Here is a 13,255-nt window from a genome sequence, read left to right as displayed (position 1 = left end):
CGGAATTGGTAGACGCGCTAGCTTCAGGTGTTAGTGTTCTTACGGACGTGAGGGTTCAAGTCCCTCTCTTCGCACCATGTTGATGACTTCCTTCTGAAAGACACCCAGCACTTTTCCCCAGCAGTATGTCATTCACTCCCGGTATTATTCGTTTTATTATCACTCGTCCTGAACGTCTGTATTGATATATCCATTATCCCTGATAGTGCTTATTATCGGCTTATTGCGCACTGAAGTTAACGGTAATCGCGGCCAGCCCACCCGCCAGCGCAATACACAACGGCAACAGCATATAGTGACGCAAACGCTTGTGAAACAGCATCACCACGGTTGCCAGAAAGGCCACCACCATCAGCATCCGCCATTCGGTAAATGACAGTTCCATCATCGCCATCAGTGGCATAACCGTGCAGGGCAGCAGCACGCCCCAGCCGCTATCAAGTCTTTTACCCATCATCCAGCTTATCCCCCATAGTCCACACGCAGTGATCATTGCGGCTACCATAGCTGTGTCCACACAATTTTAAATGATAATGATTACTAATATCATATGATAGTTTTTATCACTTTGCAGCAACATTGTTGAAACTTTATTCCGGCGGATGACAGCCTGGTCGATAAATGTTAGATTGACTCCGATCTCAATTCAGAAAAATCAAATAATAACATCTCTAAACTATTCCAGTTGATAAGCATCTGCCACCTGCAGCAAGCCGTGCTTTGATATTCCAGAGCAGTCACGAGTATATAAAATGCAAACTAAAATCTATGATGAATTGCTTAGCAGCAAGCGTCGCCTGTCGTTAATGTTATTTCTTTTTTTAAATATTGTTACTGCTTTATTTTTGTCGCTTCGCGCCACCAGCCACACGCCACTCACGGCCTGTGCCCCCACGTTACTTATTGCGATATTCAGTGTGGCATTGCTAGCAAGGTTGCTAATTAATCCTGCGGCACAAATACAGCGCCTGAATAGTGTGGCTTTATTTACCGGCCTACTCTGGGCGTGGCATATATTCTCCCACTATCATTATCAATTCTATATCGCCGATAATTACCTGCTGGTTGCCCTGGTCAGTGTCTTCTTTATTAGTGCCATTGCGTTAGGGGATCATCTGCTGGCGTTTTGCCTGCACGCCCTGCCGACCGCCGCGACCGTGCTGATCCTTGATGGTGGCCGCAATATGCTGTTAATGCTGTTTACCATCACGCTGCCGCTGGTCGGCTTTACCCTTCATCACCTGATGCTGCGGCGGCTGGATAATTTCACCCGTCGTCTGCTCAGCCAGCTTTACGCAGAAAAAGAGTCCTACAACGATCTCAGCATGCTGGACCCGCTCACCGGCTTATATAACCGCCGAGGTCTGCATAACCGCCTGCAAAGCATTCTTGAAAAACACTCGGGCAGTCACTTTGTCCTGCTGCTGGATATCGACAATTTCAAGGCCTACAACGACAACTACGGCCATACCATGGGCGATCGGGCGTTAATACACGTTTCTGCCGCCATCCGCGATGCGGTACGATCGCGGGATGTCGTTACCCGCTTTGGCGGCGAAGAGTTTCTGGTGCTGCTGACCAACGTCAATGAAACCATCGCCATGCAGCTGGCGGAGCGCATTCGTCAGTACGTCGTTAATCTGGAGATATCCCACCGCTTTAACGATAAGGTATCGACCCACGTCACCCTCAGCGCCGGTATTGCCCCACTGGAAGGTGACGATTTTAACACCGCGCTGACCAATGCCGACCGGGCGCTGTATCTGGCCAAAAATCAGGGGCGCAATATGCTGCTGTCCTGGCAGGATCTGATGAACAGCACCCAGCCACAGGCCGCCGAGCCTCAGAATGTATTTACCGGTGGAAAATAAAGGAGAATTAACATGAGTCTGGAATCCGTACGGCAGTTTTTTGCCGAGCGCGCACCTGAAATTGCCATTATCGAACTGGAAGAGAGTACCGCCACCGTCGATCTGGCTGCCCGGGCCCATCAGGTTGAACCGGGGCAGATTGCCAAAACCCTGTCGCTGAAAGTGAAAGATCGCGTGGTGCTGGTCGTGACACGTGGCGATGCGCGGCTGGATAACCGCAAGCTTAAGCAGGCTCTGGGAGCTAAAGCCCGCATGCTAAACGGCGAAGAAGTGGTGAGCTGGACCGGCCATCCTGTTGGCGGCGTCTGCCCGTTTGGTCTGGAAAATCCGCTCACCGTCTACTGTGACATTTCACTCCGCGACTATCCGGAAGTGTTACCCGCAGCGGGTGCCATCCACAGCGCGGTGCGCATCGCGCCAGAGTATATGGCCACCCTGACCAACGCCGAATGGGTTGATGTCTGCCAGCAGCCTGAGTGATCTACGACGACAGCCTGAACGGCTGTCGCCCTGGTTTTTGTTAACAACCACTACCCACCGCTATTCGCCCGATATTTTCACGCCCCGCGTTTCCCGACTAAAGGCAACAAACAGGCAGATCAGGACTGCCACAGTCCCAGCAACAATCGCCATCGCCAGCCCGTAGTTATTACCGTGCGCTTCAGCAATTTTTGATTGCAGCGTCGCGTTCACTGACGCAATCAGATTCCCTAACTGATAGACAAATCCCGGCAGCACCGCACGGGCATTGGCCGGCACCAGTTCAGTCAGATAAGTCGGCACCACGCCCCACGCGCCCTGCACCATAAACTGCATCAGGAACGCGCCACAGCCAATCATCCACGAGCCGCTGGAAAACGCCCACAGCGGCAGCACCGGTAGCGCAAGGAAAGCCGCGATCATCATCGCCTTCTTACGGCCGATTTTCTCCGACAGTGAACCGAAGAATATACCGCCCAGCATTGCCGCAATGTTGTAGCAGATGGCAATAATGCTGACGGTATGCGGATCGAAGCCGTGCTGGACCTTCAGAAAAGTTGGATAGAGATCCTGGGTACCGTGGCTGAAGAAGTTAAAACAGGCCATCAGCAGCACCAGATAGATGCACAGCTTCCAGTGACTGCGCAGCACCGGCATCAGCGCCGCGCTCTCCTTACGTTCGCGGGCGGCCAGCCACACCGGCGACTCCGGTACTTTAAAATAGATAAACGGCAACAACAGGATCGGCAACACGCCAATCAGGAACATCCCGCGCCATCCCACCAGGCTGTAACACAGGCCAAAGATGATTGACGCCAGCAGATAGCCACAGGGATAGCCCGCCTGAAACACCCCGGACATCAGACCGCGCGAGCGATCGGGGATGGATTCCATCGCCAGCGAAGAGGCTACGCCCCACACGCCGCCCATCGCCACGCCGTAAATCACGCGGAAGATCAGGAACCACTCCAGCGTCGGCGACCAGGCGGAAAGCAGCTCAAACAGCGAGAAGATAATGATGTTGGTCATCAGGATCGGGCGTCGCCCGTATTTTTCCGCCAGGCGGCCAAAGAGCAGTGCACCAATCGGCCTGACCGCCAGCGTCAGCATGATTGCCAGTGAGACATCGGAAATTTCGGTGTGGAAATTGGCGGCAATATCGCTCAGCACAAAAACCAGAATAAAAAAGTCGAATGCATCCAGCGTCCAGCTGGCAAAGCTGGCGAACGCCACATTGCGCTGGGTAGAAGTCCAGTTAAGCATGGAAATGTCCTGTAGGGGATATTTGTTATTTATTTGTTTATAGCATGTGAACAACAAGCCCAAGGGAACCCTTTTGTCAGGCTTATCATCAGGGTGTAAGCGGAAGTTTCAGTTTGTTGCGTGAGTAATTATTAGGCAGGTAATCGTCGAATCAGTGCCAGGTACAGGCTTATGACACAGGAAGATAAAGAGCGTGCACTCCCCTGCTCGTTAACAGTAAGAAGACGCTGATGCATCGGCCTCGATCTGGTGCGATCGAAAGACCATGCTGCATCAACCTTACGCTTTCATCGATTCAGGAAATTTCAGGTTGTGCCGTCGCCAGATACGTCTCCAGCATCGCTAACAGCAGATCGTTATCCACTGACTGCAACACGTGGATCAACCCTCCTTCCGGCTGACCGATCCCCACATCCAGCCGCAGCGGCAGGCGATAACGCCAGGATTTCCCGCGCGTCATGCCCGGACGCAGTTCAACATCGACGTAGTAATCCGCCACACGGGCAACATCCTGATTGATCAGCCAGGCGACCACCAGCGCATCGTGTATCCAGCAGCCCGGCAGGCAACGGGTCTGCATTGAGTAATCAATCCACGGCCGCAGTGTTTCGCTGACAAATTCGGCCAGCGGCCCCGGCAGCAGGGCAATGCGATCCAGATCGCCGTGGGTCATCATCGTTTGGCTGGTGACGTCCATCGGCACCAGCGTGATATTCGCGCCGCTGGCCAGCACCTGATGCGCCGCCTCTGGATCGATACCGAAGTTGGTGTCCTTAATAAAATCATCCAGCGCGAACACCCCGCCCATAATGGCAATCTCCTGCACCGCCTGCGCCATCTGTGGATAGCGCTGGAGTGCAAGTGCAACGTTGGTCAGCGGCCCGATCGCCACAAGGGTAATTTCACCCGGGTTGTCGCAAATCAGCTGGCCGATCGCATCCGCTGCCTCCTGCTGTGTCGGTTCGAAGCTGGCCGGCTGGCGTACCCCCTGCCACAGATGCCCCAGTTGATTACTGTGCACCCGGCGATCCAGCACTTCGCGCCACGGCCCGGCAGGTTCATACAGCGCCCTGTCGGCTCCTTTTACCACCGGCACCGACCTGCCGGTGCGCTGCATCAAATCTTTCGCCACGCTGTATCCCACCTCGCTGGGGGTATTTCCCGCCACCGTCGTGATCAGCTCCAGTGAAAGCGACGGAGCCGCCAGCGCCAGTGCTATCGCCAGCCCGTCGTCTACATTGGCTCCGGCAATCCCGTTGCCGGGATCGCAGTCAATAATTAATCTTTTCATAACTCGCTATCGGAATGACGGGCAGCCTTGCAGCCACAGGATTCACCAATCTCCAGTCGGTGGGAAAACTCGCGCAGCATGGCTTTACCGTTCCATTCTGCCAGCATGACGATCGCCGCTTTAGCTATCTCGGCCACCGGCTGCCGTACGGTGGTCAGCGAAGGCACGTGATAGGCCGACTGCTGCGTGCCGTTGAAACAGACCAGCGCCACATCCTCCGGCACCTTCAGCCCCTGCTCGCTCATCGCGCGGATACAGCCAATCGCCTGCGCTTCATTGGTGGCAAACAGCGCACGCGGCACCGTAGCCCCCTGTAACATTTTTTTTGCCGCCAGATAGCCTCCTTCGCGGGTGTAGGGCGTGCTAAAAATCCACTGCGGACGTTCCTGCACACCGTGCTCTGCCAGCGCTTCCCGCCAGCCGAGCAGGCGCTCCTGGGTATTCAGTCTCTCCAGCGGACCGCAGATAATCCCCACCTCGCCGTAGCCATGGCTTAACAGATGGGCGGTCACCTGGCGGGAAGTTTCCCGCTCATCCACCCGCAGCACGCTGACCTGCAGTGCCGGATCGACACTGTCCAGCATCACAAACGGCGTGCCGCTGGCCTGCAGTAAATCGGTGTAAGGGTGGCGATCCACGCTGATATAAAACAGCCCGCTGACCTGCTGGCTGAGCATATTATTAATCAGCTGCAGCTCGCGCCTGCGGCTGTCACCCGAATCGCCTAACAGCATCACCATATCGTTGGCCAGCGCCTCCTGCTGAAGCGCATGGGCCAGCGAAGCGATAAAGGCGTTATCAATATTCGGCACGATCAGGCCCCAGGTTTTGGTGTTGCCGGAAGCCAGCGCCCGCGCCACATTATTGGGGCGATAGCCGGTTTTCTTAATCGCCGCCAAAACGCGTTCGCGCGTAGTCGCCGCTACCGGGCGCGGGCCGTTATTGATCACGTAGCTGACCACCGCCACCGAGGTTCCGGCTTCTCTGGCAACATCGGCACGCGTGGCACGATGAGGGTTTTGCTTTGCGGCCGCCGACTTCGTCAGATTATTTACTGCCATTCAGCCGCTATCCTTATTTCGTCGTTAAATTGCGTCGTTGGGATCGTTAAGATCGCGCCCGCGCGTTTCCGGTGCAACAAACGTTGTCGCCAGCCCAATCGCCGCCATTGCCGCAAAGTAGGTGGCAATCGGCCACCAGTGCCCGGTCCAGGAGAGCAGCGCCGCAGCCACCAGCGGCGCGGTACCACCGGAGAGAATCGATCCCAGTTCTTTCGCCGTGGCCATTTTCGTATAGCGATGCGTGACGCCGAACAACTCTACTCCCCACGCCGCCTGTACGCCAAAAATCCCCAGCGACGCCAGCCCCATCCCGGTGACGATGGTGGCAATCACCACGGTAGGCTCGCGGGAATCCAGCAGCATAAAGGCCGGGAAAGCATAGAGGATCAGCAGCAGACAGAAGCAGCGATAGGTAATCCGGCGGCCAAAGCGGTCCGACAGCCAGCCCGCCAGTGGAATAATCAGGAAGCCAAGCAGCGAGGCAATAAACACGGCGGTCGTCGCCACGGATTTATCTACGGCCAGCACTTTCACCACGTAGCCAATAATAAACCCCTGAGCCAGATACGAGGGGCCGTTTTCACCAATTCGCAGGCCGACCATCACCAGAAAAGCACGGCTGCGCTGCCAGAATCCACGGTTTTCGGTGGTTGCCGATGTGCTTTTCACCCGCGAGCGCTGCTGCTGTAGTGCCTGTTTCTGGCGTTCGAACACCGGCGTTTCACGCAGATGACGGCGTATCCACAACGCCACCAGTGCAATCAGCGAACTGCACAGGAAAGGAATACGCCAGCCCCACTCCTGTAGCGACTGCTGATCCATCTGCACCACCGCCAGCCACACCAGCGATGCAACCAGCGTGCCGCTGTTGGAACCGAGTGCAATAATTGAGGACACCAGCCCACGCCGCTGCGCCGGGGCATATTCACCGAGCATCACCGTGCCGCCGGAAAGCTCCGCCCCGGCTCCGAAACCCTGAGTAAAGCGCAGGATCACCAGGCAGGCGGGTGCCCACAGTCCGATGGAAGCATAAGAAGGGATCAGGCCGATCAGGGTAGTGGAAACCCCCATCAGAATAATGGTGGAGACCATGACGATTTTTCGGCCACGGCGGTCGCCCAGCCAGCCGAAGAACAGCGCACCGATGGGGCGGGCGATAAAGCCAACCGACCAGGTCGCGAAGCTGGAAAGCAGCGCCATTGAGGGGCTGGCTTCGGGGAAAAAGACATCGCCAAAGATAATACCGGCAGCCAACCCGTATAGCGCGAAGTCAGCATACTCCATCGCGGTACCCAGCCAGCATGACAGGGTCGCTCGCCAAAAATCCTTACGACCTTCCGCGGTGGTTAAACGTTCATCGGCCGCTGCTGTGGATGCCGATGAATCAACACCCGTTACGCTATTAGTTTGAGACATCAACAAATCCTGATTTGAAAATCCATTTAAGGCCCCTGCCGTGAGCTTCCTGCATGAGGAAAAAACACGGTCGGGAGAGAAGAACAAAAAGCCCTGTCGTAAAGATCGGTAACGGGTTCCCTGGTGTTGGAACATGTTTTTCGCTCCGCGCTCGCCGGTTTAAAAACAACCAGTAATATAAGTAACGCGAAACAAAATTGACCTTCATGTGGCAGCCGGATTTCCCACGCCGTGAATTTTCTCTCAACACGCATTCTATCTACGCGTGTAGATAAATCAAGATAGCAGGATTAACTCATTAATTAATCTTGATATTCATCACGAAAAACCAATGGAATTACAAATAAAATCAAGGGGATAAAACAGGTTAAAAATTCAACTTTTTCTATCGCATTAAAACCCGGCAGAGGCGCAACGTTTTCTACCTGGCCGAATAGCGCAGCCCGATTTTTAACGGGAAAATATTGCGGAAAAATGAAGGTCAGGAAGATTTATGGAAACGCGTTGTACAGGTTAAGCATAGGGGGATCGTTCTCTCATCGTGCTTAAACTGTCTGTAATTCAACCAGTTCCGGGCTATCGTAGTTTGCCTGGAAAATAGACATACAAATGGTAAACGCTGGATCGCTGCGCGCAGTTCCATTATAATCCTGCGCCTCAGGCCCCTTAGCTCAGTGGTTAGAGCAGGCGACTCATAATCGCTTGGTCGCTGGTTCAAGTCCAGCAGGGGCCACCAAATAAAACAAGGAGTTAGATGAAAAATCGTCTGACTCCTTTTTCTTTGGATGCAATTTGGGTCAGGTAATGGGCCAGATAAGGAATTACCTCCCTGCCCTCTTCATCTCGCTGCCAGCATCCCCGGATAGTGCTTCGCCACGATATCATTCATCTTTTCTGTCAGATCGTACCGCTTAAAAGTGATGTGTGCGGTTCCCTTCTTAAAGTAACAAATTCTGAATAACTCATCTTCGTAAACGTCCTTAGCCGGATTATCACGAATATGCTCCATCAATCGGGTAGAGATATCACCCCGGTTGTCAGGGATGGGTTTACCATCCAGCAGAAACAGCATTCGCTCCAGATCCGCCAGTTGATCCCGACGCCAGCCCCAGTTCAGACTAAATCCCCAGCGGTTATGCGTAACCAGATTGTTGACGATGATCTTTTTACCAAAGCTACAGGGACTATTGGTTTTATAATCCCACGACAGACCTTTGAACTCGTTGATGATGCCACGTTCAAAGACATCCATTTTATTCAGATGTAACTGCTCAAAGGCGCTGAGAATATTCGCCTCGCTGATAGCAGGAAGGCCCCCCTCCTCCAGGTTCTTATGCCACTGGTCGCGAGCCTGAGCATCCATCAAGGCCATCATGCCGGACTTCAGCATCAAATCGCGCCAGATACTGCGATCTATATTGCGGGTGACGGCAGGCATTGCTTTATCAGCCTTTTCAGTCAGCCAGCTATCGTAGCGGTGCCCGGACTTCATCGCCCAGTCTTGCGCTGTACCACCGCCAATTTCTGAGGTCAGTCCAGTGAAATGGCAGGATCGTCTACCGGGGCGGGGTCAGTCCAAACGACCAACAAATAACAGCCTTGCGAGCTCCCCCTATCCGAACTAGAATCAATGCAGCAAAACGAGGCTTTCCACATGACAAAAAAATCAGCACATAGCCAGATCACTAAAACTCAAATCTATCGCGCCGTTGCCAGCTCAACCGCAATCGAAACCGGTGTTTCTGTGCAAAAAATTGAGCAGCAACTGAAACAAAATCAGGCACAGGCGAAAGCCGTCGGCCTCGCCCGTTAATCTGGCAAGATATCACTCACCAATTGCATCATAGGGCTATAGTTCCCTGATGCCACTCCGCCTGCAATTCCCGCCGCAAGCTGGCTCAGACCGCTGGCCTGCTGCTTCTCGCTTTCACTCAGCTCCGACGGCTTTTTACCCGGGAACAGCTTCTCCATAATGAACCGGGCCGTCAGCTCACCGCCGCCTGCACCCACGCCACCGGCCAGCGCTGACTGGTTATTCAGTTCGGCGGTAACGGCACCCAGTACCGCGTGTGCCATCGCATTGGCGACAGCGTTGTCCTCGCCGATGCGTTTCTTGATTTCCGTAGCCAGATACGGCGAGGCACCGCTCGCCAGTGCGCCCGCCAGGTTATTCCCTGCCAGCGCCGTCAGCGCTCCCGTCACCGCCTGCATCGCCTTCTGCACGTTACTGCCGGTGCCCCACTCCGCCTGCGCATTGTTATACGCCTGCTGTGCCACCGCTGCGGCGGTGATGTTTCCGTCGCCGGGCTTATGTTTACTCTCCAGCTCCGCCCGCGCTGCCGCCAGCTTCGCCGGATCTTTCTGCGCCTCCAGCGCCGCTATCTCTCCCTGCGTCCGCGCAATATCCATCGCCTGCATGCCCAGCTCACCGATCAGCTGCGCTTCCTTCAGGCGTTTCTGCTCTTTCTCTTTGTTAAAGATCGCACTGATACTGCCGTCGTTAGCGTGCTCCACGTCCCGGTTCAGCTCCGCGAGATCCTGCTGCTGATGCTCCCCGTCGCGGATAGTCAGCTGACCGTCGCCGATCGCGGCCTGCGTGGTGCCTTCCGCATGGCCGCTGTTGTTCGCGCCGGACAGCATTCCACCGGCCATACCGGTCAGCAGATCTTTGCCCACCGGGCCACCGGAACTCAGCGAACCGCCGCTGTGCTCCGCGCTGAAATCCGCCCGGTTGTCGATATCGCTCCAGCCCAGCGTACCGGTGTCCAGACTGTCTGATACTGACGGCACGCGAACCGGCAGCGCCGCCCGAACCGGAGATTATGCAGACACTCAGGAAGGTCTGTAAGCTGTCGGCGCCGGAGCTAAAAAACCGCCGTTATACCGTGGGTTATATCCGGGATTCGAAGCATTTCCGGCCATCGGCCAGTATTACGCTTAAAGGTGGCTGGCTGGAAGTGGCGGGATTTGCGACCGGGACGCCGGTTAATGTGCGGGTGATGAGCGTCTGTCTGGTGCTGAAGGCGGAAGTACCGCCACCGGAGCCGGAGGTGATACAGGCGCTGCGACAGCTCTGCCCCAAGCTTTCCGCCCGCAAGCAGCGGCAGGTGACGGAGCTGATTGAGGTGATCAGCAGGCCGCAGAGCAGAACCGGTAACTGACTGGTGTATAGAGTAAAATCCCGGCTTGGTGGCCGGGATTTGATGTTATTTAAGGCTGGTAGTCTTCATATTCCCAGGCAAAGACGCGGGAGAGTTTTTGTGCTATTTCCTCCCAGTCTTCACCTTCACACCGGTCAATATAATCCGTGATGGTTTTCGTTATCTCATCCAGATCATATTTACGTACCAGAAGCGTATGGCGCATTAGTTCCGGCAACCAGTGGTGTTTGCAAAACCATTCGGGGGTGCAAACGTGCAAGCGAAAATAGTCAGCGCCCTCTTCCTTATAGGTCCCTATAGATAATTCTACCCAAACTGAGAAATTATCGCATTCATCAGGCCGATAATTTTCTAATAGATAACTATCTGACCATAAAGCTTTTAATTCGGCTTTCATTTGGTGATATTAAGGTGACCATTACTAATCACCACTCCTGATTTATCTAGTATTTGGAAGTTGGCCTGAACTCCAGTTGTTGCAAATTGACTTTTCTTAGGTGATGGTGGCCGATAAATAAGGGAACCATCAGCACTAGTCCAACAACCAGGACATTTCTTTTGGTTAGCAACTAACTTGCCACCGTCACCAACCCATATTTTTCCTAACATATCAGCTTCAGACGCAGTTCCCATCCCAACTGAGAAATTCGGATTAGATGTCCCGCTGCCTTTAACGGCTTCTGCCAGTCGAGGATCCTGCTTCGCGAGATTATTCAAATTCTGTTGTCTGAAATCATCTTTCAGCTTTGGATAAGTCGCCGCATTCTCCGCTCCGCTAGAGGGTTTCGTTTCTGTCAGCGAGTTACCTTTATTGGGTGTGGCAGGTTTCACTGATGAGGCTGAAGGCTCAGTTATGCCCTTCATCCCATAAACAGCCCCACCAATCGCCGCCGTGGTATGAATGCCAGCCATCGCGGTATAGAGGTTGTCTGCTGTTTCCTTGCTTACCCCCCAGTTTTCAGCAATCCGGTTTACGTTCGCTTCACGCTCCGCTTTCGCATCCGCCGTGGCATACTGCCACATCAGAGCGTCAACTTGGCCTTTACCTTCCTTGTATACCGTACCCATTGTGCCGATATACTGCCCGTCGAGTTTTTCGTCATAGCTTTTTGCCATCGCCGCCAGTTCCTGACGCATTCCCTGGCAGGCTGCTGATGATAACCCCTGACAGGCCGCGTTCAGCTTCGCATCGAATGCCTTATCTTTCGCATTCAGATCGCTTACCAGCTTCTCTGTCTGCTGTTTCTTTTCCCCTTCCAGATACGGTAACGACCACTTCGCATCCTGCCGCTGTTTCTCATCCTGGGAGGACAGCGCATTATTCTCAGTCGCATTCTTACCAGCCTGACCACCGGTTACCGCTCCGGCGATATCCCCTGATGCCACTCCGCCTGCAATTCCCGCCGCAAGCTGGCTCAGGCCGCTGACCTGCTGCTTCTCGCTTTCACTCAGCTCCGACGGCTTTTTACCCGGGAACAGCTTCTCCATAATGAACCGGGCCGTCAGCTCACCGCCGCCTGCACCTACGCCACCGGCCAGCGCTGACTGGTTATTCAGTTCGGCGGTAACGGCACCCAGTACCGCGTGTGCCATCGCATTGGCGACAGCGTTGTCCTCGCCGATGCGTTTCTTGATTTCCGTAGCCAGATACGGCGAGGCACCGCTCGCCAGCGCGCCCGCCAGGTTATTCCCTGCCAGCGCCGTCAGCGCTCCCGTCACCGCCTGCATCGCCTTCTGCACGTTACTGCCGGTGCCCCACTCCGCCTGCGCATTGTTATACGCCTGCTGTGCCACCGCTGCGTCGGTGATGTTTCCGTCGCCGGGCTTATGTTTACTCTCCAGCTCCGCCCGCGCTGCCGCCAGCTTCGCCGGATCTTTCTGCGCCTCCAGCGCCGCTATCTCTCCCTGCGTCCGCGCAATATCCATCGCCTGCATGCCCAGCTCACCGATCAGCTGCGCTTCCTTCAGGCGTTTCTGCTCTTTCTCTTTGTTAAAGATCGCACTGATACTGCCGTCGTTAGCGTGCTCCACGTCCCGGTTCAGCTCCGCGAGATCCTGCTGCTGATGCTCCCCGTCGCGGATAGTCAGCTGACCGTCGCTGATCGCGGCCTGCGTGGTGCCTTCCGCATGGCCGCTGTTGTTCGCGCCGGACAGCATTCCACCGGCCATACCGGTCAGCAGGTCTTTGCCCACCGGGCCACCGGAACTCAGCGAACCGCCGCTGTGCTCCGTGCTGAAGTCCGCCCGGTTGTCGATATCGCTCCAGCCCAGCGTACCGGTGTCCAGACTGTCTGATACTGACGGTATGCGAACCGGCAGCGCCGCCCGAACCGGAGATTATGCAGACGCTGAGGAAGGTCTGTAAGCTGTCGGCGCCGGAGCTAAAAAACCGCCGTTATACCGTGGGTTATATCCGGGATTCGAAGCATTTCCGGCCATCGGCCAGTATTATGCTTAAAGGTGGCTGGCTGGAAGTGGCGGGATTTGCAACCGGGACGCCGGTTAATGTGCGGGTGATGAGCGGCTGTCTGGTGCTGACGGCGGAAGTACCACCACCGGAGCCGGAGGTGATACAGGCGCTGCGCCAGCTCTGCCCCAAGCTCTCGGCCCGTAAGCAGCATGAGCTGATGGACGTGATTCAGGTGATGGCGAAGCCGAAGAGGCGAGGCGGTAACTGACCGTTAAAGTAAAAATCCCGGCGCGAAGGCCGGG

At 55.1% G+C, this 13,255-nt stretch carries 13 protein-coding genes, 1 tRNA gene and 1 pseudogene; 6 read left to right on the top strand and 9 right to left on the bottom strand.

Features of this window, described 5'->3' with window-relative positions; all coding sequences use genetic code 11:
* Positions 1-220: 220 nt before the first annotated feature.
* Positions 221-505: a DUF1435 domain-containing protein gene (locus tag AC07U6_RS19535; protein ID WP_494761466.1), complete on the bottom strand. Its 285-nt coding sequence runs from the start codon at positions 503-505 to the stop codon at positions 221-223.
* A 247-nt stretch (positions 506-752) separates the two neighbouring features.
* Here AC07U6_RS19535 and AC07U6_RS19530 point away from each other — a divergent pair, with 247 nt between their 5' ends.
* Together AC07U6_RS19530 and AC07U6_RS19525 are read left to right on the top strand one after the other, a co-directional pair.
* Positions 753-1,871 (top strand): GGDEF domain-containing protein, encoded by a 1,119-nt coding sequence (locus AC07U6_RS19530; RefSeq protein WP_494761465.1) that lies wholly within the window; start codon positions 753-755, stop codon positions 1,869-1,871.
* Between the two features lie 12 nt (positions 1,872-1,883).
* On the top strand, positions 1,884-2,351 hold the full coding sequence (locus tag AC07U6_RS19525; RefSeq protein ID WP_494761464.1) for a YbaK/EbsC family protein: 468 nt from the start codon (positions 1,884-1,886) through the stop codon (positions 2,349-2,351).
* Between the two features lie 60 nt (positions 2,352-2,411).
* On the opposite strand, the gene AC07U6_RS19520 is transcribed toward AC07U6_RS19525, so the two are convergent.
* From AC07U6_RS19520 to AC07U6_RS19505, 4 genes are all read right to left on the bottom strand, one after another.
* A complete protein-coding gene (locus tag AC07U6_RS19520; RefSeq protein WP_494761463.1) occupies positions 2,412-3,614 on the bottom strand; it encodes an MFS transporter in 1,203 nt (400 codons plus the stop codon).
* A gap of 295 nt (positions 3,615-3,909) precedes the next feature.
* Complete coding sequence (locus tag AC07U6_RS19515) at positions 3,910-4,905, bottom strand: nucleoside hydrolase (protein ID WP_494761462.1); 996 nt, start codon at positions 4,903-4,905, stop codon at positions 3,910-3,912.
* Positions 4,902-5,966: a LacI family DNA-binding transcriptional regulator gene (locus AC07U6_RS19510; protein WP_494761461.1), complete on the bottom strand. Its 1,065-nt coding sequence runs from the start codon at positions 5,964-5,966 to the stop codon at positions 4,902-4,904. Before AC07U6_RS19510 ends, AC07U6_RS19515 begins: the two co-directional genes overlap by 4 nt.
* A 24-nt stretch (positions 5,967-5,990) precedes the next feature.
* The gene (locus AC07U6_RS19505) at positions 5,991-7,382 is read right to left on the bottom strand and encodes an MFS transporter (protein WP_494761460.1); all 1,392 of its coding nucleotides are present in this window, start codon (positions 7,380-7,382) and stop codon (positions 5,991-5,993) included.
* Between the two features lie 660 nt (positions 7,383-8,042).
* On the opposite strand from AC07U6_RS19505, the gene AC07U6_RS19500 reads away from it, so the two are divergent.
* Positions 8,043-8,118: transfer RNA gene (locus tag AC07U6_RS19500), tRNA-Ile, on the top strand.
* Between the two features lie 102 nt (positions 8,119-8,220).
* On the opposite strand, the pseudogene AC07U6_RS19495 reads toward AC07U6_RS19500, so the two are convergent.
* Positions 8,221-8,916, bottom strand: a pseudogene (locus AC07U6_RS19495) (DUF4942 domain-containing protein); the annotation flags it as partial.
* A gap of 96 nt (positions 8,917-9,012) precedes the next feature.
* Between AC07U6_RS19495 and AC07U6_RS19490 the strand changes: the two are divergent.
* Positions 9,013-9,195, top strand: a complete 183-nt coding sequence (locus AC07U6_RS19490) for a hypothetical protein (RefSeq protein ID WP_494764591.1) — start codon at positions 9,013-9,015, stop codon at positions 9,193-9,195.
* On the opposite strand, the gene AC07U6_RS19485 is transcribed toward AC07U6_RS19490, so the two are convergent.
* On the bottom strand, positions 9,192-10,172 hold the full coding sequence (locus AC07U6_RS19485) for a VENN motif pre-toxin domain-containing protein (RefSeq protein ID WP_494764831.1): 981 nt from the start codon (positions 10,170-10,172) through the stop codon (positions 9,192-9,194). The genes AC07U6_RS19490 and AC07U6_RS19485 overlap by 4 nt on opposite strands.
* Between AC07U6_RS19485 and AC07U6_RS19480 the strand changes: the two genes are divergently transcribed.
* Positions 10,163-10,543 (top strand): SymE family type I addiction module toxin, encoded by a 381-nt coding sequence (locus tag AC07U6_RS19480; protein ID WP_494764832.1) that lies wholly within the window; start codon positions 10,163-10,165, stop codon positions 10,541-10,543. The genes AC07U6_RS19485 and AC07U6_RS19480 overlap by 10 nt on opposite strands.
* A 49-nt stretch (positions 10,544-10,592) precedes the next feature.
* Here the strand turns inward: AC07U6_RS19480 and AC07U6_RS19475 are convergent, their stop codons facing one another.
* Together AC07U6_RS19475 and AC07U6_RS19470 are read right to left on the bottom strand one after the other, a co-directional pair.
* Complete coding sequence (locus AC07U6_RS19475; RefSeq protein WP_494761458.1) at positions 10,593-10,940, bottom strand: immunity 8 family protein; 348 nt, start codon at positions 10,938-10,940, stop codon at positions 10,593-10,595.
* The gene (locus AC07U6_RS19470) at positions 10,937-12,736 is read right to left on the bottom strand and encodes a VENN motif pre-toxin domain-containing protein (RefSeq protein ID WP_494764830.1); all 1,800 of its coding nucleotides are present in this window, start codon (positions 12,734-12,736) and stop codon (positions 10,937-10,939) included. The genes AC07U6_RS19475 and AC07U6_RS19470 overlap by 4 nt, the downstream gene beginning before the upstream one ends.
* A 98-nt stretch (positions 12,737-12,834) precedes the next feature.
* On the opposite strand from AC07U6_RS19470, the gene AC07U6_RS19465 reads away from it, so the two are divergent.
* Positions 12,835-13,221 (top strand): SymE family type I addiction module toxin, encoded by a 387-nt coding sequence (locus AC07U6_RS19465; protein ID WP_494764776.1) that lies wholly within the window; start codon positions 12,835-12,837, stop codon positions 13,219-13,221.
* Positions 13,222-13,255: the final 34 nt, after the last annotated feature.

The organism is Erwinia sp. GW821-FHT03D09, from assembly GCF_059420805.1.
The sequence above is the reverse complement of the archived record's forward strand: the minus strand, read 5'-3'. Positions and strand labels throughout refer to the sequence as shown.